This is a genomic window from Citrobacter sp. Cb023 (assembly GCF_030336805.1).
In the GTDB taxonomy this organism is placed as follows: domain Bacteria; phylum Pseudomonadota; class Gammaproteobacteria; order Enterobacterales; family Enterobacteriaceae; genus Citrobacter; species Citrobacter braakii.
On the sequence record NZ_JAOWCV010000032.1, the window covers coordinates 385,549 to 411,781 of the forward strand.

The 26,233-nt window shown below is 53.2% G+C and carries 24 protein-coding genes; 16 read left to right on the forward strand and 8 right to left on the reverse strand.

Annotated features, from left to right (window positions below; all coding sequences use genetic code 11):
• Positions 1-160 precede the first annotated feature (160 nt).
• The gene (gene ompR, locus OGW44_RS08260) at positions 161-880 is read left to right on the forward strand and encodes an osmolarity response regulator transcription factor OmpR (RefSeq protein ID WP_001157751.1); all 720 of its coding nucleotides are present in this window, start codon (positions 161-163) and stop codon (positions 878-880) included.
• Positions 877-2,229, forward strand: coding sequence for a two-component system sensor histidine kinase EnvZ (envZ, locus tag OGW44_RS08265; RefSeq protein WP_029139732.1), 1,353 nt, complete (start codon positions 877-879; stop codon positions 2,227-2,229). Before ompR ends, envZ begins: the two co-directional genes overlap by 4 nt.
• A 74-nt stretch (positions 2,230-2,303) precedes the next feature.
• Here the strand turns inward: envZ and pckA are convergent, their stop codons facing one another.
• The gene (pckA, locus tag OGW44_RS08270; RefSeq protein ID WP_016154801.1) at positions 2,304-3,926 is read right to left on the reverse strand and encodes a phosphoenolpyruvate carboxykinase (ATP); all 1,623 of its coding nucleotides are present in this window, start codon (positions 3,924-3,926) and stop codon (positions 2,304-2,306) included.
• Positions 3,927-4,304: 378 nt separating this feature from the next.
• Between pckA and OGW44_RS08275 the strand changes: the two genes are divergently transcribed.
• Positions 4,305-6,023, forward strand: a complete 1,719-nt coding sequence (locus tag OGW44_RS08275) for a DUF4153 domain-containing protein (RefSeq protein WP_185654946.1) — start codon at positions 4,305-4,307, stop codon at positions 6,021-6,023.
• Positions 6,024-6,105: 82 nt separating this feature from the next.
• Here OGW44_RS08275 and hslO read toward each other — a convergent pair whose 3' ends face one another.
• The 4 genes from hslO to igaA all read right to left on the reverse strand — a co-directional run bounded on the left by hslO (position 6,106) and on the right by igaA (position 10,287).
• A complete protein-coding gene (gene hslO / locus OGW44_RS08280) occupies positions 6,106-6,984 on the reverse strand; it encodes an Hsp33 family molecular chaperone HslO (protein ID WP_016157640.1) in 879 nt (292 codons plus the stop codon).
• Between the two features lie 24 nt (positions 6,985-7,008).
• A complete protein-coding gene (gene hslR / locus OGW44_RS08285) occupies positions 7,009-7,410 on the reverse strand; it encodes a ribosome-associated heat shock protein Hsp15 (RefSeq protein WP_016157639.1) in 402 nt (133 codons plus the stop codon).
• Positions 7,411-7,420: 10 nt separating this feature from the next.
• Entirely contained in the window at positions 7,421-8,089 is a 669-nt protein-coding gene (gene yrfG, locus OGW44_RS08290; RefSeq protein ID WP_016157638.1) for a GMP/IMP nucleotidase, read from the reverse strand.
• A 62-nt stretch (positions 8,090-8,151) separates the two neighbouring features.
• The gene (igaA, locus tag OGW44_RS08295) at positions 8,152-10,287 is read right to left on the reverse strand and encodes an intracellular growth attenuator protein IgaA (protein WP_019078148.1); all 2,136 of its coding nucleotides are present in this window, start codon (positions 10,285-10,287) and stop codon (positions 8,152-8,154) included.
• A gap of 322 nt (positions 10,288-10,609) precedes the next feature.
• On the opposite strand from igaA, the gene nudE reads away from it, so the two are divergent.
• Complete coding sequence (gene nudE / locus OGW44_RS08300; RefSeq protein WP_016154795.1) at positions 10,610-11,170, forward strand: ADP compounds hydrolase NudE; 561 nt, start codon at positions 10,610-10,612, stop codon at positions 11,168-11,170.
• Between the two features lie 57 nt (positions 11,171-11,227).
• Here the strand turns inward: nudE and mrcA are convergent, their stop codons facing one another.
• Complete coding sequence (gene mrcA / locus OGW44_RS08305) at positions 11,228-13,780, reverse strand: peptidoglycan glycosyltransferase/peptidoglycan DD-transpeptidase MrcA (protein ID WP_047415970.1); 2,553 nt, start codon at positions 13,778-13,780, stop codon at positions 11,228-11,230.
• 120 nt (positions 13,781-13,900) lie between these two features.
• Between mrcA and OGW44_RS08310 the strand changes: the two genes are divergently transcribed.
• The 12 genes from OGW44_RS08310 to trpS all read left to right on the forward strand — a co-directional run bounded on the left by OGW44_RS08310 (position 13,901) and on the right by trpS (position 24,063).
• Entirely contained in the window at positions 13,901-14,680 is a 780-nt protein-coding gene (locus OGW44_RS08310; RefSeq protein ID WP_185654947.1) for a type IV pilus biogenesis protein PilM, read from the forward strand.
• Complete coding sequence (locus tag OGW44_RS08315) at positions 14,680-15,219, forward strand: PilN domain-containing protein (RefSeq protein WP_016157633.1); 540 nt, start codon at positions 14,680-14,682, stop codon at positions 15,217-15,219. The genes OGW44_RS08310 and OGW44_RS08315 overlap by 1 nt, the downstream gene beginning before the upstream one ends.
• The gene (locus tag OGW44_RS08320; protein ID WP_185654948.1) at positions 15,203-15,658 is read left to right on the forward strand and encodes a HofO family protein; all 456 of its coding nucleotides are present in this window, start codon (positions 15,203-15,205) and stop codon (positions 15,656-15,658) included. The genes OGW44_RS08315 and OGW44_RS08320 overlap by 17 nt, the downstream gene beginning before the upstream one ends.
• On the forward strand, positions 15,648-16,061 hold the full coding sequence (locus tag OGW44_RS08325; protein ID WP_016154790.1) for a HofP DNA utilization family protein: 414 nt from the start codon (positions 15,648-15,650) through the stop codon (positions 16,059-16,061). Before OGW44_RS08320 ends, OGW44_RS08325 begins: the two co-directional genes overlap by 11 nt.
• Complete coding sequence (gene hofQ / locus OGW44_RS08330; protein ID WP_016157631.1) at positions 15,964-17,211, forward strand: DNA uptake porin HofQ; 1,248 nt, start codon at positions 15,964-15,966, stop codon at positions 17,209-17,211. Before OGW44_RS08325 ends, hofQ begins: the two co-directional genes overlap by 98 nt.
• Positions 17,212-17,615: 404 nt before the next feature.
• Positions 17,616-18,137, forward strand: a complete 522-nt coding sequence (gene aroK / locus OGW44_RS08335; RefSeq protein WP_003023552.1) for a shikimate kinase AroK — start codon at positions 17,616-17,618, stop codon at positions 18,135-18,137.
• Positions 18,138-18,194: 57 nt separating this feature from the next.
• Positions 18,195-19,283, forward strand: a complete 1,089-nt coding sequence (gene aroB / locus OGW44_RS08340; RefSeq protein WP_019078154.1) for a 3-dehydroquinate synthase — start codon at positions 18,195-18,197, stop codon at positions 19,281-19,283.
• 96 nt (positions 19,284-19,379) lie between these two features.
• Positions 19,380-20,666, forward strand: coding sequence for a cell division protein DamX (gene damX / locus OGW44_RS08345; RefSeq protein WP_016157630.1), 1,287 nt, complete (start codon positions 19,380-19,382; stop codon positions 20,664-20,666).
• Between the two features lie 117 nt (positions 20,667-20,783).
• Entirely contained in the window at positions 20,784-21,620 is an 837-nt protein-coding gene (gene dam / locus OGW44_RS08350; protein ID WP_016154786.1) for an adenine-specific DNA-methyltransferase, read from the forward strand.
• A gap of 17 nt (positions 21,621-21,637) precedes the next feature.
• Positions 21,638-22,315 carry a ribulose-phosphate 3-epimerase gene (rpe, locus tag OGW44_RS08355; protein ID WP_003023561.1) on the forward strand — a complete coding sequence of 226 codons (678 nt, stop codon included), beginning with the start codon at positions 21,638-21,640 and terminating at the stop codon, positions 22,313-22,315.
• Positions 22,308-23,066, forward strand: coding sequence for a phosphoglycolate phosphatase (gene gph / locus OGW44_RS08360; RefSeq protein ID WP_016157629.1), 759 nt, complete (start codon positions 22,308-22,310; stop codon positions 23,064-23,066). Before rpe ends, gph begins: the two co-directional genes overlap by 8 nt.
• Entirely contained in the window at positions 23,059-24,063 is a 1,005-nt protein-coding gene (trpS, locus tag OGW44_RS08365; protein WP_016154784.1) for a tryptophan--tRNA ligase, read from the forward strand. Before gph ends, trpS begins: the two co-directional genes overlap by 8 nt.
• A gap of 309 nt (positions 24,064-24,372) precedes the next feature.
• Here trpS and OGW44_RS08370 read toward each other — a convergent pair whose 3' ends face one another.
• Together OGW44_RS08370 and cysG are read right to left on the reverse strand one after the other, a co-directional pair.
• The gene (locus tag OGW44_RS08370) at positions 24,373-24,543 is read right to left on the reverse strand and encodes a YhfL family protein (RefSeq protein WP_016154783.1); all 171 of its coding nucleotides are present in this window, start codon (positions 24,541-24,543) and stop codon (positions 24,373-24,375) included.
• A gap of 311 nt (positions 24,544-24,854) precedes the next feature.
• The gene (gene cysG, locus OGW44_RS08375) at positions 24,855-26,228 is read right to left on the reverse strand and encodes a siroheme synthase CysG (protein ID WP_016157628.1); all 1,374 of its coding nucleotides are present in this window, start codon (positions 26,226-26,228) and stop codon (positions 24,855-24,857) included.
• Positions 26,229-26,233: the final 5 nt, after the last annotated feature.

A 26,233-nucleotide genomic window follows, 5' to 3' on the forward strand; every position in this document is an offset into this window, starting at 1 on the left:
AATAAATAATGTATTGCGAGAAACATTGTATACTTAAGCTGCTGTTTAATATGCTTTGTAACAATTTAGCCTGGAATTCATACCAGAATTCGCTGGTGACTCACGTTAGCTTTCTTAAGAATATACACTTAATTGTTGCGAACCTTTGGGAGTAATAACAATGCAAGAGAACTATAAGATTCTGGTGGTCGATGACGACATGCGCTTGCGTGCGCTTCTGGAGCGTTATCTGACCGAGCAGGGCTTCCAGGTTCGAAGCGTCGCTAACGCTGAGCAGATGGATCGTCTGCTGACCCGTGAGTCCTTTCACCTGATGGTGCTGGATTTAATGCTGCCGGGAGAAGATGGCCTGTCTATTTGCCGTCGCCTGCGCAGTCAAAGCAACCCGATGCCGATCATTATGGTCACGGCGAAGGGTGAAGAAGTCGATCGTATCGTTGGACTGGAAATCGGCGCTGACGATTACATTCCGAAGCCGTTTAACCCGCGAGAACTGCTGGCGCGTATTCGCGCTGTACTGCGTCGTCAGGCGAACGAACTGCCGGGCGCGCCTTCTCAGGAAGAAGCGGTCATTGCTTTTGGTAAGTTTAAACTGAACCTCGGTACGCGTGAAATGTTCCGTGAAGATGAGCCAATGCCGCTCACCAGTGGGGAATTTGCGGTACTGAAAGCGCTGGTAAGCCACCCGCGCGAGCCGCTGTCCCGCGATAAGCTGATGAACCTGGCCCGTGGTCGTGAATATTCGGCGATGGAGCGTTCTATCGATGTCCAGATTTCTCGTCTGCGCCGTATGGTGGAAGAGGACCCGGCGCATCCGCGCTACATTCAGACCGTGTGGGGTCTCGGCTACGTCTTTGTTCCGGACGGTTCTAAAGCATGAGGCGAATGCGCTTCTCGCCACGAAGTTCGTTTGCCCGCACGTTATTGCTCATCGTCACCTTGCTGTTTGCCAGCCTGGTGACGACTTACCTGGTAGTGCTGAACTTCGCGATACTGCCGAGCCTCCAGCAGTTTAATAAGGTCCTGGCCTACGAAGTTCGTATGCTGATGACCGATAAACTGCAGCTGGAGGACGGTACGCAACTGGTGGTGCCGCCCGCATTCCGCCGGGAAATTTATCGTGAGCTGGGTATTTCCCTCTATTCCAACGAGGCCGCTGAAGAAGCTGGACTGCGTTGGGCGCAACACTATGAATTCTTAAGCCATCAGATGGCGCAGCAACTGGGCGGTCCGACGGAAGTCCGCGTTGAGGTGAACAAAAGCTCGCCGGTCGTATGGCTGAAAACCTGGCTGTCGCCCAATATCTGGGTACGCGTCCCGCTGACGGAGATCCATCAGGGCGATTTCTCACCGCTGTTCCGCTATACGCTGGCGATTATGCTGTTGGCTATCGGTGGCGCGTGGCTGTTTATCCGTATCCAGAACCGACCGCTGGTGGATCTTGAACATGCGGCGCTGCAGGTGGGGAAAGGTATCATTCCGCCGCCGCTGCGTGAGTATGGTGCTTCAGAGGTGCGCTCCGTTACCCGAGCCTTTAACCATATGGCTGCGGGGGTGAAGCAACTGGCCGATGACCGTACGCTGTTAATGGCGGGCGTGAGCCACGATTTACGTACTCCGCTGACGCGTATTCGCCTGGCGACCGAAATGATGGGCGAAGAGGATGGTTATCTCGCGGAGTCCATCAATAAGGACATCGAAGAGTGTAATGCCATTATCGAGCAGTTCATCGATTATCTGCGTACCGGTCAGGAGATGCCGATGGAGATGGCGGATCTGAACTCGGTGTTAGGCGAAGTGGTCGCAGCGGAAAGCGGCTATGAACGTGAAATCGAAACTGCGCTGCTGCCGGGCAGCATTCAGGTGAAAATGCACCCGCTGTCGATCAAGCGTGCGGTTGCCAATATGGTGGTTAACGCCGCCCGTTACGGCAACGGCTGGATTAAGGTCAGCAGCGGTACGGAGACGCATCGCGCCTGGTTCCAGGTAGAAGATGATGGTCCGGGCATCAAGCCGGAGCAGCGTAAACACCTGTTCCAGCCGTTTGTCCGCGGCGACAGCGCGCGTAGTACCAGCGGCACGGGCCTGGGTCTGGCGATTGTGCAGCGTATTATCGATAACCATAACGGTATGCTGGAAATTGGCACCAGTGAACGAGGAGGGTTGTCGATCCGCGCCTGGCTTCCGGTTCCCTTCACTCGCGCGCAGGGCATCACGAAAGACGCATAAGAAAGGGAGGCGAAATGCCTCCCTTTTTGTTGCTGTAGGCCGGATAAGGCGAAACCGCCATCCGGCACTCTTCGTTACAGCTTCGGTCCGGCGCTAACCAGCGCTTCACCCGCAGGGGTATCGGTGTATTTCTCGAAGTTCTCTATAAACAGTTTCGCCAGTGCGTTGGCTTTTTCCTGCCACTGCTCCGGAGAAGCATAGGTATTACGCGGATCGAGAATGCGAGTATCCACGCCCGGCAGCTCGGTTGGGATAGCCAGGTCAAACATCGGCAGACGGAACGTTTCTGCGTCATCCAGCGAACCGTTCAGGATAGCGTCGATAATCGCGCGAGTATCTTTGATAGAGATACGCTTGCCGGTACCGTTCCAGCCGGTGTTAACCAGATATGCCTGCGCACCTGCCGCCTGCATACGTTTCACCAGTACTTCTGCGTACTGCGTTGGGTGCAGTGACAGGAATGCTGCGCCAAAGCAGGCTGAGAAGGTTGGGGTCGGTTCGGTGACGCCACGTTCGGTACCGGCCAGTTTGGCGGTGAAGCCAGACAGGAAGTGGTACTGGGTTTGGTCTGCCGTCAGGCGAGAGACCGGCGGCAGCACGCCAAACGCGTCGGCGGTCAGGAAGATCACTTTGGTGGCGTGACCCGCTTTTGACACCGGCTTAACGATGTTATCGATGTGATAAATCGGGTAGGACACGCGGGTGTTTTCGGTTTTGGAACCGTCGTCGAAGTCGATGGAACCATCTGCGCGCACGGTGACGTTTTCCAGCAGCGCGTCACGACGGATTGCGTTGTAGATTTCCGGCTCGGCATCTTTAGACAGTTTGATGGTCTTCGCGTAGCAACCGCCTTCAAAGTTAAACACGCCGTCGTCATCCCAGCCGTGTTCGTCATCGCCAATCAGGCGGCGTTTCGGATCGGTGGACAGCGTTGTTTTTCCTGTGCCGGACAGGCCAAAGAAGACTGCCACATCACCTTTTTCCCCGACGTTTGCCGAGCAGTGCATGGAGGCAATGCCTTTCAGCGGCAGCAGGTAGTTCATTACGGAGAACATACCTTTCTTCATTTCGCCGCCGTACCAGGTGCCACCAATCAACTGGATACGCTCAGTCAGGTTGAAAGCCACGAAGTTTTCGGAGTTCAGACCCTGCTCTTTCCATTGCGGGTTAGTGCATTTAGCGCCATTCATCACGATGAAATCAGGTTTGAAATCAACCAGCTCTTCGTCGCTTGGGCGGATGAACATGTTTTTAACAAAATGCGCCTGCCAGGCTACTTCGGTAATGAAGCGTACGGAAAGGCGGGTATCGGCGTTAGCGCCGCAGAATGCATCAATGATAAACAGACGCTTACCGGAAAGCTGCTGGGTGACTAATCCTTTCAGATGCTGCCAGGTTTCCGGGGAGAGCGGTTTGTTGTCGTTCTTACCTTTACCTTTGTCGGACCACCAGAGCGTGTCGCGCGTGGTGTCGTCACGGACAATATACTTATCCTTTGGCGAACGTCCGGTAAAGATACCGGTATCAACGGCAACGGCGCCCAGGTTTGTTAACACGCCACGCTCATAACCTTCCAGGTTTGGATCAAGTTCCTCCTGGAAAAGCGTGTCGTAGTCTGGATTGTAAACGATATCCTGAACGTCATTGATACCATAAGCCTTGAGATCTTGCGGGGTTAAACTGTTGTTCACACGCATTTCACTGCTCCTTAGCCAATATGTATTACCTGGAATAGTAAGGTTTTTTAGGGATTGCTAACCGCGACAAGGCTCATAGATTTACGCATCCGGGAAAATCACGGATAACCGAATGCGCTGCGACTCCTGTCACAAAGAGGCGGATATTATGGCAGGAAACCCTTTTTTGTTGTGGAAAATGTTCTTAAAACGTTAATGGAGAGTGTTTTTGGCGGGAAACTTGTGAGTGTAATCGCATTCACGTAAGAAAATAACGTAACTCATACATAAACAATATCGATTCACTTCCCGTCGCAGTGGTCCGGGATCGGCCTATCAATGCTCAAAATTGTGAAGTTGATGCAATAATTACCTTTTCTCTTCATTCTGGGTGACGACATGGATAGTGTTGAACTTTCACGTACTACTCGCTGGGGCATGATATCTATCGGCCTGTTACAGGGGATATTGTGCTACCTGCTGATGACATATCTGGTGCCGCATAATGACGGCTGGCTGTTCTATGGCATGCCCGCGACAATTGCTCTCTCCTCGGCGCTTTTACTCACCGTTGTCTCTTTCAAACAACGTGCGCTGTGGTACTGGATGGCGCTGATCTTTGTTGTCGTGCTGGCGATGAGCGTCTGGCTAAAGTGGCAAGTCGAGGGCAGCGATAAGTGGCGGCAAAATGATATTTTTATGTTGTACGGCTGGCGCTTACTGCTGATGGCGATGCTGGCATTGCCATGGATTCAGTACTCGCTCCACGCATCCCGCCAGCAGGCCCGCTATGCGCAGTTTTATGCTAGTTTGTGGCTTAATGCGCTGACGTTACTGATTGTCTTTGTCGCCAACGGTCTGTTCTGGATGGTGCTCCTGCTATGGAGCGAGATGTTTAAGCTCGTTGGTATTACCTTCTTCGACACGCTTTTCTTTGATACCGACTGGTTTGGCTACGTGGCCTTTGGCCTGGTTACCGCACTGGCGGTGGTACTGACCCGCACGCAGTCGCGTTTGGTTGCGGCGGTCCAAAAGTTACTGACTTTGATCGCCACCGGTCTGTTACCCCTGGTCGCGCTGCTGGCGCTGATGTTTGTACTGACCTTACCCTTCACCGGCCTGGAGGCTATCTCGCAGCGGGTGTCTGCGGCCGGGTTGATGTCAACGCTGGCGCTGCTCCTGCTGCTGTTGATGGCTATCGTTCGCGAGCCGCAGAAAGAGGCGCTTCCCTATCCAGCCGCGTTACGCTACCTGATCAAATGCGCCCTGGTTGTCGCGCCCATCTATATGCTGATTGCCGGTTGGTCACTGTGGGTGCGAATTCAACAGTACGGTTGGACGCCCGAGCGCTTATATGGCGTGCTGGTGGTCTGCGTGCTGCTGCTCTGGTCGTTTGGCTATCTGGCGAGTATTTTACGCCGTGGGCGCAATCCGCTTGAGCTTCAGGGGAAGGTGATTCTTTGCGTGTCGTTGCTGGCGTTGGGGCTGTTGATTTTGCTGTCGTCGCCGGTTATTGATGCCTGGCGCATCAGCGTCAACAGCCATATGGGGCGGTATCACAGCGGGAAAATTAAGCCGGATCAGGTCAGCCTGTATATGTTGAGTAATAGCGGAAAACCGGGACATGCGGCGTTGGAGGCATTACAAAAAGATGCGGCGTTTAACCAAGACAGTAAGCGCCGGCGCGACTTAAATTCTCTGCTGCAAGGACGTCGCGATCCCATTCAGAACCTGACTACCACTCAACTAGCGCCGAAAGTGATGATTGCACCAGGTAGCAGGCAACCCGATGAGACCTTCTGGGCGTTTGTCAAAGGGCAGAGCTACCGCATTACATCCTGCGTTGAGCAGGATGCATGCGTCCTGGTCGATCAGGACCTCAATGCTGATGGTAAGCCTGAGCAGGTGCTGTATGCTTTTGGCGATGGTGAGAGTCTGGTCTTTGCCAGGAAAGAGGATAAATGGGAACTCATCGCATCAGGTCAGCTACCTGCAGGATTCAATAAGGATAAACTGCTGCAGGCGGTGGCGAATCATCAACTGGATTCAGCCCCCAGAGTTTGGCGTGATATCACCATTAATGGCACTCGATTGCCGATGAATTATTACAACGAGTGAGCGTGTTGCGGATAGCGTTTTGATGGATGGCGGTGCGAACACCTATCCGGTCGACGATAGTGGGCCGGATAGGCAGTGGTGATTAATGTACCTGCGGGTCCGCCGGGGAAGCGTTGCTGCGGATCTCAGCAATGTCCATGGCGTTAAACAGATAGTGGCTCCCGCAGTAATCGCAGTGCATATCGATCTCGCCTTCTTCCGCCAGAATGCTGTCCACTTCTTCGTCCGGCAGCGTTTTCAGTGCGCCAGCGCAGCGTTCGCGTGAACAGGTGCATTTGAACTCAACGTCCTGCGGATCGTAGAGAGTAACCTCTTCTTCGTGGTACAAGCGCCACAGCACTTCGTTGGCCGGGAGCGTTAACAGCTCTTCAGTTTTGATGGTTTCGGTCAGGGCTGTCAGGTGATCGAAATCATCTGCCTGCGCGTTTTGCGCCGGCATTACCTGCAGAAGCATCCCGCCAGCAGCGGGTTTGCCATCGACGTCGCCAGTACGGATAAACAGACGTGTCGGCAACTGTTCAGAACGCATGAAGTAATCTTCCAGACAGGCGGCCAGCGTGTCGCCTTCCAGACCAACCACGCCCTGATAGCGCTCCCCTTCTTCTGGGGTAATGGTGATCACCAGGTAGCCGTTGCCTACCAGCGTTTTGAGATCAGCGCCTTCAGGGATATCGCCCTGCATACGGGCCACGCCGCGCATCTGCTGATTGTTGTTGCCGTTAATGACGGCCAGGCTCAGCGGACCATCGCCCTGCAGCTGTACGGTGATATCACCGGCAAACTTCAGCGTGGCGGTGAGCAGGCTGGTGGCGACCAGCAGTTCAGCCAGTACGTTCTTGACCGGCTGCGGGTAAGTATGATTTTCGAGGATCTGTTGCAGGGTTTCCGAAACGGTCACCAGCTCGCCGCGCACGGCAAAGTTTTCAAACAGATAACGATGTAATTGGTCATGTTGCGGCATAATCATCTCTCTTGCAGGTGACAGTCACTCGCTGTCGCCATGTTTAAATCGTAACAGGTCGCGGCGCTCTTTCTTGTCCGGTCGCCTGTCCGGGTGCGGCATGGTTAACGCGTTAAGTTTACGCGCCAGCGCCACTTTTTCGCGTTTTTCTACGCTTTCCGCGGTTTCTTCATACAGCGTAACGGCTTCCGTGGCCGGGCGACGCTGCTCGGTAATAGCCTTGATAATGACCGTTCGCTCGTCATTTCCCTGGCGCAGGGTGAGGGTGGCGTTCAGCTCGACAATCTTGCTCGGTTTGCTGCGCTGGCCGTTGTAATGCACCTTACCGCCTTCAACCATTTCGCGGGCTAGCGCACGCGTTTTGTAAAAGCGCGCAGCCCACAGCCATTTATCCAGCCTGACTTCAGCAGAGGGCTTTTCTTTCATGGCGTCTCCTTCACATCAGTGAGGGGATCAGTCGGCGGTAGTCATTCAGTGACGGATGGCGTGCGTACTGTTTTTCCGCGATGCCTGAGTCGGGATTGGTCACGCCGAGGCAGTAACGAATACCGTACAGAGCAGCGGCGTCGAGAATGGGTTCGCTGTCATCAATAAACAGCGTCTTCTCTGCACTCATTCCCGTTTCTTCAGCCACAGCGTGCCATAACCGCTGATCCTCTTTGGGATAACCAAATGTGTGGGTGGAAAGTAATAAATCAAGGTGTGAGGCCAGACCGGTATGCTCCAGCTTCACCGCCAGGTTATGGGGATGCGCGTTGGTGAGCAAAATACGGCGCTTGCCGCTGGCTTTTAAGGCATCAAGAAACGGTACAGTATCTTCACGCAAAACGGCGCGCGGTCCCTGTTCCGTTGTCATGGCGCAAATATCAAGATCCAGGCATTCGCTCCAGTAATCCAGGCAGTACCAGTTTAGCGTATGCTGCACGGCATGATACTGCTGACGAATATAGTCCTGGGCTTCCTGGGGAGAGATACCCTGTTTCGCGCCATAGGTTTCCGGCACCAGTTTTTGCCAGAAATAGTTATCGAATGCCAGGTCGAGCAGCGTGCCGTCCATATCTAACAACACGGTATCGACATCCTGCCAGGCAATATTGATCTGCATGGAAACTCCCCAGAAGAAAACATGATGCGCGACAGGGTAGCATATCCTGTCGCGCGAGCGTGTTATCGAATCAGGCTTTCCGGGTTGTCAATCAGCGTTGGATTCAGGCAACTTTCGTAGTAGCTCTGAATTTCCGTGATGCGGGAGCGGTGACGCTGGTAGCGTCTGAAAGCCTGTATACTGTTGTAGACAGCGCATCCGAGCATGGAGAACATCAGCAGCGTCGTGCCAAGGTAACGCCATAATCCTGAACGATCCGGGATACGGTGCAGGCCAATGTGCTGGGTGCCATTGGCGTCGGTCGAAATATTGGTGACGATCCCCTCCGCGCGAAACGGCGTCTGCATCAGCATCTGCGCCAGACGCTGGAAGGCGTTCCACTGTTCCTGTGGGGGATAGTCATATAGCGAGGTTGTCGGCCACGGCTGATCGACCAGATCGCTGCCTTCGTCGCTGATAATCAGGAAACCGCCAGGGGCTGGGCTATTCAGCGTCTGGGCCGCTCGCGCAGTCTCGCGTGAAATAAACGGCGCCGTAGAGGTATTCACCAGATTATCCAACGACTCCGCGCTTACCGGACGCAGCAGCACGTTCACGCCATCCAGTTTGCCTGCATTCGCCCGTTTCACCAGCGCCGTCCAGTCTTTACTGTTACCAAGGTTAACCAGTGCATTTTTTAAACGTACACATTCATCTTTGGCCGCGCACAGATCGGCCGTTTTCAGGACGATCTCGCCAAAATCGTCCAGTAACACCATTCCGGACTTTTGGATTGCCGAGCGTAACGATGCGCTGACGCGAGAGTCATCATCCGCTTTGGGGTGCAGTTGGCGGTTCACCGCCTGCGTGAGCGCGGTGGCTTTATTCACCAGATCGGACTCAGGCAGCGGTAATGCGCGCGCGTCATTCCAGATAATTTGCGTGCAATCGAAAGGCATAAACGGCGCGGAAGGCTGCGCATTCCAGCTCCCCTGGGTATGAATGTTACACATACCCGTACCGCTCAGATGCAGCGTGTCACCCACGCGAACGCCCGCGTTTTCAAGCTGTTTAACGCTGGTGGCTTCGATAGTTTGTGCGCCCTTCATCCAGGAAAGCGTAAGCTTTATCGGCATATCCAGCGGGATCCAAAACAGCAGCATCAGCAGCACCAGCAACGAGCCGCCCGCGATGACGGCGTTGCGCAGCCAGTGCTGTAACGGGAAGTTTTTGACTTCGTCATGCAGCGATAAAAAACGTCCCTGGCGAACAACGTGGCGATCGAGATAAATATCGATATCCGTTTGCTGGCCAAGATCTTGTGCGATGTAAGGCTGCCAGTGCGGTGGATAAATCAGATCAATAATACCTAGCGAGATATTATTAATTTGCTCCTGGTCGTTTTCGCCAAACAGCCCCCAGCGACGCGGCGTACCGCGCAGACAATGAATTTCCCGCAGGGCGGTTTTAGACGGTGGGGCAAACAGCCCCCACAGACCCGCAGCCAGTAGCAGCACCGCGCCACCAACTGTCCACGGAACAAACGTATCCGGGATTATCAAACAGAAAAAGAACAGCAGGAACGATGCGGCAATCAGTAATGCCTCGCGCAATCCCGACGGGCGGCTAAGCGCATATTCTTCATGGGTTTCCTGGCGAATATTCAGCAGTTCAATCTGCTCGCTTTCTTCACCGCGAATGGACGCCTGGGTAGAGGCGGTGTGCTGTAACGCATAGCCACGCGCTTCCTGCATATATTCCTGCAGCGTATGGCCGTTCAGGGAGATAACCAGCGGTATCGTATTGGTGTGGATTAGCTCAACGCTGTTTTCGTCATTGATGTATTGTTCCCAGAAAGGGGGAAGATGTACCTCAACGGAATCAAGATAGTAACGCCATTTGTTAGGATCGTCGGTAGTAATGCCGTAACGTGTAATCGCGTGCGTAAGCACGATGACGCTATTACTTTGGGCATTCAGCGTTAATGACACCGGCGCGGAGCTGGCGCCCGTTGGACCAGGTACCTGCTGAATTTGACTAAGGCTTTCGAGATAGTTTTCGACTGCACTGCGCTCTTCAGGCGTGAGTTTACGCTTCGAGGCGTCTGAGAAGACGTTGCTCAAGGGTAAATTTTTCCGTCTGGATTTCGTTCTGAGTAGCCATCCTGCAAGCAATGAGCAGGCCAGCAAAGCAGCTAAAAAAATCAGAATGGTGCTCATGCTTTCCCCATCTTACTTAGTCTGTCAGGCGTGGTCAGTCGCACCCTGTTCAATATTCGTGATTCTGTGGTTGGCTATCGGCAAGTGTGGAGTCGAACTTGAGCATCTTTAAGTACAGCCCAGTAAATGCGAATCATAGCAAAATCACTAAAAATGGAATATCAGCAAATTCCTGGAGTTATTTCAACCTATTGACTTTTAATTTGAAATAGGGATTAACTTTTAGTGCGTTACATAAATGTAAATAAACGGCAATTCACATTGCCGAAACCGTGCGGTATATCGCACAATAACCCCAGATTTCACAGCAAAGATCCTCACAATGAGCAAATCATTACAGAAACCCACGATTTTGAAAGTGGAAACCGTCGCCCAATCCCGGCTGTTTAAAGTCGAAAGCGTGGACCTTGAGTTCAGCAATGGCGTACGCCGCGTTTATGAACGTATGCGCCCGTCCACGCGTGAAGCGGTAATGATTGTGCCGATTGTGGACGACCACCTGATCCTCATCCGCGAATACGCGGTCGGGACCGAATCTTACGAACTGGGTTTTTCCAAGGGGTTAATCGATCCTGGCGAAAGCGTGTATGAAGCGGCGAATCGGGAGCTGAAAGAAGAGGTGGGGTTTGGCGCAAAAGATCTGACGTTTTTAAAGAAACTCAGCATGGCGCCGTCCTATTTCTCCAGCAAAATGAACATCGTGGTGGCGGAGGACTTATATCCTGAATCGCTGGAAGGTGATGAGCCTGAACCATTACCGCAGGTGCGCTGGCCGCTGGCGCATTTGATGGACCTGCTGGAAGATCCTGATTTTCACGAAGCGCGTAATGTGAGTGCGCTGTTCCTCGTGCGCGAATGGCTGAAAGGACAAGGGCGGCTTTAATTCTCTTCACGAATAATAAAAAAGGCGCCGAAGCGCCTTTTTTTGATCGGTCAGGGATCAGAACAGTTCGTGCGTCTCACCATTATCAATAATGGTCGTCCCCACCTCATGCACCGCCTGTTGCGTCGGCTGAGTGCCTTCAATGAAGTATTCTGCGCGGCTGTTGCCACCGCTTGCCAGTTGACCGGTGCTGCGATCGATATTGACCGTCACGATACCCGGCGGCGGCGTCAGCGGCTGCTCAGGCACGCCTTCCAGCACGGACTTCATATAGGCATCCCAGGCAGGCTGTGCGCTCTTTGCGCCGCCTTCGTAGCCGGAGATCTGGTCTTTGATCGCCCCTGAAGCCGTCGTGTGTCCGAGATTGCGGCGATGGTCATCAAACCCGATCCATACCGACGTCACCACGCCTGGCCCGTAGCCGGAGAACCATGCATCTTTAGAGCTGTTGGTGGTCCCGGTTTTCCCGCCGATATCATGGCGCTGTAAATCGCGACCTGCACGCCAACCGGTTCCCATCCAGCCCGGCTCACCAAAGATATTGGTGTTCAGGGCGCTTTTAATCAGGAAGGCCAGCGGCGTGTTGATCACGTGTGGAGCGTACTCCTGCGTTCCGCTTTGCGCGACCAGCGCCTGGTTTGCCTGCTCAAGCTGAGGCATAGGCACGGCGGCATTCTGCTGTTCCTGCGAGACGGCGACATCTTCGACGTTACTGTTCTCCAGCACGTTAGATTTCTGGGTATCACCATAAATCACCGGAATATCGCATTCCGGACAGGCAATTTTCGGCTTCGCCTCGAAGATAACGCCGCCCATATCGCTTTCGATTTTACTGATGAAATACGGATCGACCAGGAAGCCGCCATTAGACATCACTGCATAACCGCGCGCCACCTGCAACGGCGTGAACGAGGCAGAACCCAGCGCCAGCGACTCGGTGTGCACAATGTTCTGTGCCGGGAAGCCGAAACGTTGCAGATACTCTGCCGCGTAATCCACGCCCATCGCGCGCATGGCGCGTACCATCACCACGTTTTTCGACTGACCCAGCCCCTGACGTAAGCGGATAGGACCGGCGTATTGCGGCGGTGAGTTCTTCGGCTGCCAGTCGGAACCCGCTCCGGCATCCCAACGGGAGATCGGCACGTCGTTGAGCATGCTCGCCAGCGTCAGACCTTTATCCATCGCGGCGGTATACAGGAATGGTTTGATGTTGGAACCCACCTGGCGTAACGCCTGGGTTGCACGGTTAAACTTGCTCTGGTTGAAGTCAAAACCACCGACCAGCGCCAGCACCGCGCCGTTTTGCGGATTGATGGAGACCAGTGCGGAGTTGACGTCCGGTACTTGTGCCAGCCACCAGGAATCGCCAACCTGGCGTACCCAGATTTGCTGCCCGGTTTGCACCACATCAGTCACTTTGCGCGGCGTCGGGCCTTGCTGGGTATCCGAGCGGTAAGGACGCGCCCAGCGCATGCCATCCATCCGTAATGACACTGACGTACCATCCGCCAGCGCGGCAATGGCTTCCTGCGGATTGGCGCTGGTAACAACCGCCGGTAGCAGGGGACCATAAGTCGGTAGCGCTTTCAGCGTATCGGTGATTTTCTTGCTGTCCCAACTGCTTTCGCCCACTTTCCACAGCACGTTCGACGGGCCGCGGTAACCGTGGCGCATGTCGTAATCCATCACGTTGTTACGTACTGCCTGCTGAGCAGCCTGCTGTACTTTGCGCGTAATGGTGGTGGTGATGCGATACCCGTCCTCATAGGCTTTCTCGCCATAACGATTATACATCTCCTGGCGCACCATCTCAGAGAGATACGGCGCGGAGAAGGCGATTTCCGGCGCGTGGTAGTTGGCGTCAATGGCTTCGCCGCGCGCCTGATCGTACTGAGCCTGCGTGATGTAGTTTTCGCTCAACATACGCGACAGTACGACGTTACGTCGCGCGGTTGCCCTTTCCATCGAATAGAGGGGGTTGAAGGTTGACGGCGCTTTTGGCAGACCGGCAATCACCGCAATTTCACTTAAGCTGAGCTGATCAACCGTCTTACCGAAATAGACCTGCGCGGCAGCACCAACGCCATAAGCGCGATACCCCAGGTAAATCTTGTTCAGATACAGTTCGAGGATCTCATCTTTACTCAGCAGTTGTTCAATGCGGATCGCCAGGAACACTTCTTTGATCTTACGCATCAGCGTACGTTCCGGGCTCAGGAAGAAGTTTCTCGCCAACTGTTGGGTAATGGTGCTGGCCCCTTGCGATGCATGGCCGGAGAATAGCGCGACGCTGGCAGCACGGAAGATCCCCACCGGGTCTACCCCGTGGTGCTCATAAAAACGACTGTCTTCGGTAGCGATAAAGGCTTTAACCATTACCGGCGGCATCTGATCCAGGGTGACCGGGATTCGACGTTTCTCGCCATATTGCGCGATCAGCTCGCCATCAGCGCTGTAAACCTGCATCGGGATCTGTAAACGCACATCTTTGAGCGTCGCGACGTCAGGTAATTGCGGCTCAATATAGCGGTAGAGGCCATAAATCGAACCTGCTCCCAGCAGGATGCAACATACTGCAAGGATTAATAAATACTTTACGAACTTCACTGGAGATTTCCCATTTAGTGGCATTTGGGCAGTTTATAAACAAACGCGCGGTAGTATAAAGGCAAGCCAGACGCATTGATATACCCGTTAAAGCAACGGGTGATAAGGAGATCATCAGCAATGGCTTTCAATATTTGGAAAATTGGTCTGCATATTCAGCAACATGAAGCGCTGGCTGTCGCCGTAGTTCACGACGCATCCGGTTGGTTTCTCCAGCGCTGGTGGCGTATACCGCTGACGCCTCAGGTTATCGTCGATGGCCATATTCGCGAGCCTGAACAGCTTGTCGCAGCGCTACTGCCGTGGAGCCGGGAGCTTCCTCGCCGACACCATATTTATCTCTCTTTTCCTGCCAACAGGACGTTACAAAAAAAGTACCCTCGTCCGGAAATGATGCTGCGCGAGCCGGAGCAAGCCGCATGGTTATCCGGTTCGATGGCGCGTGAGCTGGATATGGCGCCGGATGCGCTGCATTTTGATTATAGCGAAGACACGTTAAGCCCGGCGTTTAACGTCACTGCCGCGCAAAGCAAAGAGATTTCAGCGCTTCTGACGCTTATCCAAACGTTGAAGGTACAGGTTACGGCGATTACGCCGGATGCCAGCGCGTTACAGCGATTTATACCTTACCTGCCAGAACGTCATCAGTGTCTGGTATGGCGTGATGACACCCAGTGGCTATGGGCGACCCGTTCGGCATGGGGGCGTAAATCAACGGGCGATATTGGCTGTATCGACGAGCTTGCCGCGACATTATCGCTTTCCACGACAGCCATTGCGCTATGCGATCCCAGCGGCTTCGATCCTTTAAGCGTGGTGTCTGTACGCCAGCCGCCAATTCCAACGCAAAGCCATCGCTTCACCATTGCACTGGGACTCGCTATGGGAGGCACATGTTGATGATAGCGACCATCAATCTTCTGCCCTGGCGCCAGACGCGACGTCGCGCCTGCCTACGCTTCTGGAGTTTTTTATTTGGCGCTTCGCTACTGCTTAGTAGCGGCGTGTTGTTGCGCTATTACAGCGTTTTGAGCGTAGAAAACCAGGTCGAATTGTTGTTAGCGGATGCCGAAAAGACGCGGGCCGAGGCTTTAATGGCGCTAAAGTCGCGTGTGCAGCAGCGCCAGCAACGATGGCAACAGGTTCAAGCGCGGAACAAACAGCGTGAGCAGACCCGAAGCTGGCAGCGGGTTTTGCAAGGGCTGGCGGAATTACTGCCGGAGCAGGCGTGGTTAACAAAAATAACCTGGCAGCAGGAGACACTGGAACTGACGGGAAACACGCTGAGCTTTGCCGCGCTGAAGGCGCTGGAAGCGCAATTACGCCAGCTGCCGCTGTTTAAATTGGGTAGCCCTGGCGAAACGCAGCAGGATGCGCAGGGACGCTGGCAATTCCACTATCGACTGATGCGGAGCGGTGCGCATGAAAACGCTTTGTGATAGCTGGTTAGCGCAGTCGCCGCGCTTTCGGCTCATCTGCGGCTGTGGCTGGATGCTGGGACTGCTCATCGTCGTCATGTTATGCCTCAGCTCCACCGCGCAGAAACGGGTTATGCAACAAGAGGCGCTAAATCAGCAACGAGCGGCCATTCAGGCACAATGGCGAAATTTATATCTGCTGGCGGCATCGCCAGAAGAGCCTGAAGAGACGCTGATTCCGTTCTCCCCACTGCTGTTTCAGACTCCTCTTGCACATCTTATCCACTGGCAACCCTCCGCACAGGGCGGAGAAATGACGCTGAAGCCAGGCTGGAATGTCATCCCGCCGATGTTTGACCAATTAGCGGAGCAAGGGATGAACGTCAGCCGGTTTTCTCTTTACGCAGAAGGTGCGGAGCTGCTGTTAACACTACAACTGGAGCGCCTGAATGATGGTTGAACGCTGGCTGTTGGCGTGCGTAAGCGTACTGATACTCACCGGTATGCGTAATCCCTTCCTGCCACCGGAGGACCGTTGCCAAATTGCTGAGCTGTCGGCATGGCGCTATCAGGGAATATTGAGCCAGGGCGCGCGACCCATTGGCATTGTTCAGGATAGCCAGAAAAAATGGCAGCGGGTTGAGCGAAATGATGTCCTGAAAAACGGTTGGACGGTTACGCAGATAACGGCCCAGAGCGTAACCCTCGACACAGGGAAAAACTGCGAGCCGTCGCAGTGGCAGTGGCAACGACAAGGAGCGATAAATGAAGCGATGGATGGCATGGATAGTACTCGTACTGGTGGTCGGGATTCAGAGCGTACTGGCGGCGAAATCACAAAACGTGACGCTGGTGGTCGATGATGTGCCGGTTGTGCAGGTATTGCAGGCGCTGGCCGAACAGGAAAAGAAAAACCTGGTAGTTTCACCGGATGTCAGCGGTGTGCTGTCACTGCATTTGACGGATGTGCCCTGGAAGCAGGCATTGCAAACAGTGGTGAAAAGCGCCGGGCTGGTATTACGTCAGGAAGGCAACATTCTGCATGTGCATTCTGTTCAATGGCAGAGTGAAAATGCGGCTCGTCAGGACAATGAGCAGGCACGGCTTCAGGCCAGCCTGCCGTTGGAACATCGCAGTATCATTTTGCAATATGCTGATGCCTCCGAGCTGGCAAAAGCCGGAGAAAAGCTGCTCAGCGCCAAAGGAAGCATGACGGTGGATAAACGCACCAACCGCTTACTGCTGCGTGATAATAGCGTTGCGCTTAACGCACTGGAAACGTGGGTGGCGCAAATGGATCTGCCGGTTGCACAAGTCGAACTGGCGGCGCATATCGTGACGATTAATGAAAAAAGCTTGCGTGAGCTGGGGGTGAAGTGGTCGCTGGCTGACGCACAGCAATCGGGGGCGGTGGGGAACGTCACAACGCTTGCCAGCGATCTTTCTGTATCCACAGCCACATCCCGTGTGGGATTTAACATTGGCCGTATTAACGGTCGTTTACTCGAGCTGGAGCTGTCTGCGCTGGAGCAAAAACAGCAGTTGGACATCATCGCCAGTCCACGCTTACTGGCTTCTCACCTGCAACCTGCCAGTATTAAGCAGGGTAGTGAGATCCCTTATCAGGTCTCCAGCGGTGAAAGCGGCGCGACATCCGTCGAGTTCAAGGAAGCTGTATTAGGGATGGAAGTCACGCCCACCGTATTGCAGAAAGGACGAATCAGACTGAAACTGCATATCAGCCAGAATGTTCCCGGGCAGGTGCTACAGCAGGCGGATGGCGAAGTTCTGGCTATTGATAAGCAGGAGATTGAAACTCAGGTCGAGGTAAAAAGCGGCGAGACGATTGCGCTGGGCGGGATTTTTTCACATAAGAATAAATCCGCAGCCGACAGCGTGCCGCTGTTGGGCGACATCCCCTGGCTTGGCTCTCTCTTTCGTCATGATGGTAAAGAAGACGAACGGCGTGAATTAGTGGTTTTTATTACGCCCAGACTGGTTTCAACGCAATAACTTATGCATGAAAAGCCGTTGTTTTTGCACTGAACACGTTTCAGAGATTTGACGTGCGGGTGTATTTAGCATACAAGGAGTACCGATTTGAGTGTCGGTACTTTTCTTTACTTATGCGGCAGTAAATACGCTTTGCCTTTCTGGTGGTGTGTCATAGGCTTATTTGGTGTCATTTGGCTGCGCGATACGTCGCCAGGTCTGATGTTTGCAGGGTAGCATGCCTGCCACGACCAGAAATGCGTAAGGTTTGGTGATTTATTCAGTTGCCAAACCCGCTTGAGTATTGAGATAATTTTCAGTCTGACTCTCGCAATATCTTATGAGGTTTCAGTTCATGTCCTGCTGCGCTGAGTGTCTGCGAAGCGGGTTTACCATTAACGAATAGTCTTAGTAGTACCGAAAAAATGGCAGAGAAACGCAATATCTTTCTGGTTGGGCCTATGGGTGCCGGAAAAAGCACTATTGGGCGCCAGTTAGCTCAACAACTCAATATGGAATTTTACGATTCTGATCAAGAGATTGAGAAACGAACCGGAGCTGATGTGGGCTGGGTCTTCGATGTAGAAGGTGAAGACGGCTTCCGTGATCGCGAAGAAAAAGTCATCAACGAGTTGACGGAAAAACAGGGTATTGTGCTGGCAACTGGCGGTGGCTCTGTTAAATCACGTGAAACACGTAACCGTCTTTCCGCGCGTGGCGTCGTGGTCTATCTTGAAACGACAATTGAAAAACAACTTGCGCGAACTCAACGTGACAAGAAACGCCCGCTGCTGCAGGTAGAATCGCCGCCTCGTGAAGTTCTGGAAGCGTTGGCTGACGAACGCAATCCTCTGTACGAAGAGATTGCTGACGTGACCATTCGCACCGACGATCAGAGCGCAAAAGTCGTAGCAAACCAGATTATTCATATGCTGGAAAGCAACTAATTCTGGCTGAATACACACTCGTCTGCGGGTACAAGTAACTAAGGTGGATGTCGCGTAATGGAGAGGATTACAGTCACTCTCGGGGAACGTAGTTACCCTATCACCATCGCGGCTGGTTTGTTTAATGAGCCAGCTTCATTCTTACCGCTGAAATCGGGCGATCAGGTTATGTTGGTAACCAACGAAACCCTGGCTCCCCTTTATCTCGATAAGGTTCGCGGCGTACTTGAACAGGCGGGTGTTAACGTTGATAGCGTTATCCTTCCCGATGGCGAGCAGTATAAAAGCCTGACGGTTCTGGATACGGTTTTCACTGCGTTACTGCAAAAACCGCACGGTCGTGATACCACGTTAGTCGCACTTGGCGGCGGCGTGATAGGCGATCTGACCGGTTTTGCGGCAGCCAGCTATCAGCGTGGTGTTCGTTTTATTCAAGTCCCGACAACCCTGTTGTCGCAGGTCGACTCCTCCGTTGGCGGCAAAACCGCCGTAAACCATCCCCTCGGTAAAAACATGATTGGCGCGTTTTACCAACCGGCGTCCGTGGTGGTGGATCTCGATTGTCTGAAAACGCTTCCTGCGCGTGAGCTGGCATCGGGGCTGGCGGAAGTGATCAAATACGGCATCATCCTTGACGGTGAATTTTTCAGTTGGCTGGAAGAAAATCTGGATGCGTTATTGCGTCTGGATGGTCCGGCGATGGCGTACTGTATTCGTCGTTGTTGTGAGCTGAAAGCAGAAGTTGTCGCAGCGGACGAGCGTGAAATGGGCTTACGTGCTTTACTGAATCTGGGACACACGTTTGGCCATGCGATCGAAGCTGAAATGGGTTATGGCAATTGGTTACATGGTGAAGCCGTTGCAGCAGGTATGGTAATGGCTGCTCGTACGTCAGAACGTCTTGGACAGTTTACCTCTGCTGATACGCAGCGCATCATTACGCTGCTGCAGCGAGCGGGCTTGCCGGCCAATGGACCGCGTGAAATGTCCAGCGAGGCTTATCTGCCGCACATGCTGCGAGATAAAAAAGTGTTAGCGGGAGAGATTCGTTTAGTGCTTCCGCGGGCTATAGGGAAGAGTGAAGTGCGCGGCGGAGTGTCGCACGAGGTGGTTCTTAACGCTATTGCTGATTGCCAGCCGGCGTAACAACAAGAAAGGTCTGGCTTGCGTTGCGAAACGTAGGTCTTTTAGCTTCAGGTTATGTGCAAAGTCGTAAGCATTAACCTTTGAGTGGGGTGTTAAATGGATGAATTCAAACCAGAAGACGAGCTGAAACCCGATCCCAGCGATCGTCGTACTGGTCGTTCTCGTCAATCGTCTGAACGCGATAATGAGCCGCAAATCAATTTTGATGATGTTGATCTGGATGCTGACGATCGCCGTCCTGCGCGCGCACGTAAAGAGCGTGAAGAAGAACGGGACATTGAAGAAGAGTATGAGTCTGATGACGATGACGTGGATGAAGAGCGTGTAGAACGCCGTCCGCGCAAGCGTAAGAAACCCGCCAGCAAGCCTGCCTCTCGTCAGTATATGATGATGGGTGTCGGTGTCCTGGTGCTGTTGCTGCTGATCATCGGTATCGGTTCTGCGCTGAAAGCCCCCTCATCATCTCCCAGTGAGCAGGCTGGATCTGGTGAGAAGAGCATCGATCTTTCTGGCAACAACGCGACGGATCAGGCGAGCACGACTACGCCTGCAACAGGCGCTGAGCAGACCGCTGGCAATACCCAGCAGGATGTTTCCCTACCGCCGATTTCCTCTACCCCAACTCAAGGTCAGACACCTGCGGCAACTGAAGGCCAGCAGCGTGTTGAAGTGCAGGGCGATCTGAACAACGCTCTGACGCAACCGCAAGGCCAGGAGCAGGTTAACAATGTAGTGGTTAACTCTACGCTGCCGACCGAACCGGCGACCGTTGCGCCAGTTCGTAATGGTAATGCTGTGCGCCAGACTGCGAAAACGGAAACGGCTGAACGCCCTGCTGCGACACACCAGGAACGTAAACAGGCCGTTATTGAGCCGAAGAGCAAACCGCAAACTACGGTGAAAGCGACGCAGACAGAGCCGAAACCTGTTGCTCAGGCAAAACCAACTGCAACTGCGCCGACGACCACAACCAAAGCACCTGTGGTTACCGCTACGCCGAAGGCGACCGTTGAGCCGAAAGCAACCGCGACTACAACGCCTGCGCCAACTGCGACGGCAACAACGTCAACACCTGTTGCTGGTGGAGCGAAAAGTGCAGGAAATGTCGGAGCGTTAAAATCTGCGCCGTCCAGCCATTACACGCTGCAGCTCAGCAGTTCTTCTAACTACGACAACCTTAACGGTTGGGCGAAGAAAGAAAACCTGAAAAACTACGTGGTGTATCAGACGACGCGTAACGGTCAACCGTGGTATGTTCTGGTAACAGGCGTGTATGCGTCTAAAGAAGATGCGAAACGTGCAGTGTCTACGCTACCCGCCGATATTCAGGCGAAAAATCCGTGGGCAAAACCGCTGCACCAGGTTCAGGCCGATTTGAAGTAAGATAGGATATGTTCTGCAATGGTTTGCTGTTTCGCCCAATTGCGGGACAAAGACTAAAGCGCAGGATGCTGTCGGAGCTTTCTCCACAGCCGGAGAAGGTGTAATTAGTTAGTCAGCATGAAAAAAAATCGCGCTTTTTTGAAATGGGCAGGGGGAAAATACCCCCTGCTTGATGATATCAAACGGCATTTACCTCAGGGTGAATGCCTGATTGAACCTTTCGTGGGTGCCGGGTCGGTGTTTCTCAACACCGACTTTTCTCGTTATATTCTTGCCGATATCAACAGCGACCTCATCAGTCTCTATAACATCGTGAAGACACGTACCGATGAGTATGTGCAGGCTTCGCGTGAGCTGTTTATGCCTGAAACTAATCAGGCTGAGGTGTACTATCGGTTCAGAGAAGAATTTAATGCCAGTCAGGATCCGTTCCGCCGTGCAGTGCTGTTCTTGTATCTGAACCGCTTTGGTTACAACGGATTGTGCCGTTATAACCTGCGCGGCGAGTTTAATGTACCGTTTGGTCGTTATAAAAAACCTTACTTCCCGGAAGCCGAGTTGTACCATTTTGCTGAAAAAGCGCAGAATGCGGAGTTCCATTGTCTCTCCTATGAAGAGTGCATGGACCGTGCGGATAGCAACTCTGTGGTCTATTGTGACCCGCCTTATGCACCGCTTTCGGCGACGGCAAATTTCACCGCGTATCATACCAACAGCTTTAGCCCAAAAGAGCAGGCACATCTGGCCGAGATGGCAGAAAAGCTGGTCAGTAAGCAGATCCCGGTGTTAATTTCGAACCATGACACGCCCGATACCCGCGAATGGTACCGATCGGCGAAACATTTTCAGGTCAAAGTGCGGCGCAGCATTAGCAGCAATGGCGGCACGCGTAAAAAGGTGAACGAACTGCTGGCACTGTATAAACCAGGAGTTGTAACGCCTGCGAAGAAATAATTCTCAAGGAGAAGCGGATGAAACAGTATTTGATCGCCCCCTCAATTCTGTCGGCTGATTTTGCCCGCCTGGGTGAGGACACCGCGAGAGCGCTGACTGCCGGTGCCGACGTCGTGCACTTCGATGTCATGGACAATCACTACGTACCAAACCTGACCATCGGCCCGATGGTACTGAAATCGCTGCGTAAATATGGCATTACTGCCCCGATTGACGTTCATCTGATGGTGAAACCGGTCGATCGTATTGTCCCGGACTTCGCCGCCGCCGGCGCGAGCATCATTACTTTTCACCCGGAAGCCTCCGAGCACGTCGATCGCACTTTACAGCTGATCAAAGAGCATGGCTGTAAAGCGGGCCTGGTGTTTAACCCGGCAACACCGCTGAGCTATCTGGACTACGTCATGGATAAGCTCGATGTGATCCTGCTGATGTCCGTTAACCCAGGCTTTGGCGGGCAGTCCTTTATCCCACAAACGCTGGATAAGCTGCGCGAAGTGCGTCGTCGTATTGATGAATCTGGCTACGATATCCGCCTCGAAGTGGACGGCGGCGTCAAGGTGAACAACATTGGTGAAATCGCGGCGGCGGGTGCAGATATGTTTGTCGCAGGCTCTGCTATTTTCGACCAACCAGACTACAAAAAAGTCATTGATGAAATGCGCAATGAACTGGCGAAGGTAAGTCATGGATAAGTTTCAGGATATTCGGGGCGTTGCATTTGACCTCGACGGTACGCTGGTCGACAGCGCGCCGGGATTAACCGCAGCGGTGGATATGGCGCTGTATGCGCTGGAACTGCCGATTGCCGGTGAAGAACGCGTTATCACCTGGATTGGCAACGGTGCAGATGTACTGATGGAGCGCGCGCTGGCGTGGTCGCGTCAGGAGCGCGCCACACTACGTAAGACAATGGGTAAACTGCCCGTTGATGATGATATCCCCGCTGAAGAACAGGTGCGTATTTTGCGTAAGCTGTTCGACAGATACTACGGCGATGTCGCAGAAGAGGGGACATTCCTGTTCCCTGATGTTGCCGACACGCTGGGCGCGATGCATGCGAAAGGATTGCCGCTGGGTCTGGTGACCAACAAACCGACCCCGTTTGTCGCGCCATTGCTTGAGGCGTTAGATATCGCCAAATACTTTAGCGTGGTCATCGGTGGTGACGACGTGCAGAATAAAAAACCGCATCCGGATCCGCTACTGCTGGTAGCAAGCAAGCTTGGCATTAAGCCTGAGCAATTGCTCTTCGTAGGGGATTCACGTAATGATATTCAGGCGGCAAAAGCTGCTGGCTGTCCGTCCGTTGGTCTGACTTATGGCTACAACTACGGCGAGTCGATCGCGCTGAGCCAACCCGACGTTATTTACGACCGTATTAATGAACTACTGCCCGTTCTCGGGCTTCCGCATAGCGAAAATCAGGAATCAAAAAATGACTAAGCCCATCGTTTTTAGTGGCGCACAGCCCTCAGGTGAATTGACCATTGGCAACTATATGGGTGCGCTGCGTCAGTGGGTGAGCATGCAGGATGACTACCATTGCATCTACTGCATCGTTGACCAACATGCCATCACCGTTCGTCAGGATGCTCAGCAGCTGCGTAAAGCAACGCTCGATACGCTGGCGCTGTATCTGGCATGCGGTATCGATCCTGAAAAAAGCACCATTTTCGTCCAGTCTCATGTACCGGAACACGCACAATTAGGTTGGGCGCTGAACTGCTACACCTATTTCGGCGAGCTGAGCCGTATGACCCAGTTCAAAGATAAATCCGCACGCTATGCGGAGAACATCAACGCCGGTCTGTTTGATTATCCGGTGCTGATGGCGGCAGACATCCTGCTGTATCAGACCAACCAGGTACCGGTTGGCGAAGATCAGAAACAGCATCTGGAACTAAGCCGCGATATCGCCCAGCGCTTCAACGCCCTGTATGGCGACATCTTCAAAGTGCCTGAGCCGTTCATTCCTAAATCCGGTGCGCGCGTGATGTCGCTGCTGGAGCCGACGAAGAAAATGTCCAAGTCGGATGACAACCGCAACAATGTGATCGGCCTGCTGGAAGATCCGAAATCCGTGGTTAAGAAAATCAAACGTGCGATGACCGACTCCGAAGAGCCGCCTGTTGTACGCTACGACGTGCAGAATAAAGCGGGTGTTTCCAACCTGCTGGATATCCTCTCTGCCGTCACCGGCCAGAGCATTCCGGAGCTGGAACAGCACTTTGAAGGCAAGATGTATGGTCATCTGAAAGGTGAAGTCGCAGAGGCCGTTTCCGGCATGCTGACCGAGCTTCAGGAGCGTTATCACCGTTTCCGTAACGATGAAGCTTTCCTGCAGCAGGTGATGAAAGATGGCGCGGAAAAAGCCAGCGCACGCGCGTCTGTTACGCTGAAAGCGGTTTACGAAGCGATTGGTTTTGTCGCCAAGCCGTAATGCGCTCTGCGTTGCTGAAGAAACCGGGTTCTACCCGGTTTTTTTTCGCCTGTTCGCTGGTGAATCTCAAAAAATATGAAGCGCCTCGCCGTTTGCATATTTCCTTATATCAATCACTTTAATGAAGATATAAATATTCAATTTACTGAAGATATAAAATGCGTCGGATATTTAAAAGAGGAGGGGACTGACAACCCTGGCCCGCTACCTGCTCGGCGAGAAGTGCGGTAACGTGTGAATGAGCATTTAACCTATAAATATAAAAACCGGGGATTTCCCGGTTTTTTTGTATCTGCGCAATCGCTTCTGTTACAGATCTGCAGCCGGGCCACAGCCACCAATAATTTTAGAAATAGAAATTGCCGGATGCAGGAAGTAATCGTAGGTGCAGTTATCTTTTTTGTTATCGACATGACCAGTACACGCGGTCAGCGTAGCCAGAACACCAGCAACGATAGTGATTTTTGCAAATTTCAGCATGTTAAAATCCTTGTAAGATATCTATTTTTAAATGGATGAAATCCATTTCTCGGCGGTTAAGATATCAACTAAAATAAATTTAAAGTAGTCCGGATTAGGACATAACAAGTTTTATATAAAATATTATTTCAATGAATTTAAATGTTTTAAAGATATATTTAATTAATGATTAACGGTTGGGCTACTGAGGCGAGTATATAGCGTGTATCGGTTTTTGATTTATTTCTATCGGAAGATAAATAAATGCCCTGAATATGAACTGTCCAACTTTATAGGGGCAGTCCAATATCAGGGCATTTTTGAGCATTCAATTAATGGTTCGAGAACCAGTTCAGCTTATCGCGTAGTCCAACCACGCGGCCGACGATAATCAGCGCCGGGCTTTCAACCTGCTGCGCCAGTTCGCCGAGTTGCGAAAGCACCCCGTTAACAACGCGTTGCTTCACGGAGGTACCGTTTTCTACCAGCGCGACAGACATATCGGGTTGCATGCCAAATTCGATCAGTTTTTCCTGGATAGTAGCCGCCTGATTGAGGCCCATGTAGAACACCAGCGTCTGTTTCTCTGCCGCCAGGTTTTCCCAGTCCAGCTCGCCGCCGGTTTTCAGGTGCCCGGTGACCAGACGTACACTCTGGGCGTAATCTCGATGGGTCAGTGGAATGCCGGAATAGGCGGAACAACCGGATGCTGCGGTAATACCTGGCACAACGGAGAATGGAATACCGGCATGGCACAGGGTTTCCAGCTCTTCGCCACCACGGCCAAAGATGAACGGGTCGCCACCTTTCAGGCGCACGACGCGTTTGCCCTGTTGCGCTTCACGCAGCAGGATCTGGTTAATTTCTTCCTGCGGTACACAGTGGTAGCCCGCGCGTTTACCGACGAACACCCGGTCGGCATCGCGGCGTACAAGGTTCATGATGTCGTCGGATACCAGACGGTCATAAACCACGACATCCGCTTGCTGGATCTGCTGTAGACCTTTCAGCGTCAGCAGCCCGGCATCGCCAGGACCGGCGCCAACCAGCACTACTTCGCCTCGATGGTCCAACGGTTCGCTGAGCAACTGCTCGGTGGTTTCCTCGACGGCTTTCTGGTCACTGTTCGCCAGCGACTGCGCCAGGCGGTCATTCACGAACAATTTTTCCCAGAAGCGGCGACGTTCACCCATGCTGGCAAACTGTTCTTTCACTCGGGCGCGTAACTTGCCTGCATATTGCGCGACCTGGCCCAGATGCTGAGGCAGCACAGATTCAAGTCTTTCACGTAGCAGACGGGCAAGCACCGGCGATGTACCGCCGGAGGAGACCGCCACCATCAGCGGCGAGCGGTCGATAATGGAGGGCATGATAAAACTGGCTGCTTTTGGCGCATCGACCACGTTGCAGAAAATACGACGTGATTCTGCGGCGGTGCTGACGCTTTGGTTGACGGCATCGTCATCGGTGGCGGCAATAGCCAGCCAGCAGGTGTCGAGCAGGGACTCGTCGAACGGTCCCTCAACCAGCGTCAGCATGCCTTCATCTGCCCATACGGTGAACTGCGGAATAAACGCCAGCGCATTAACCGTTATACGGGCGCCCGCTTCCAGCAGTAACCGCGCTTTGCGTTCTGCGACATCACCACCGCCGACGATCAAGCAGTCGCGGTCACGTAGTTGACAAAATATAGGCAAATGATCCACGACAT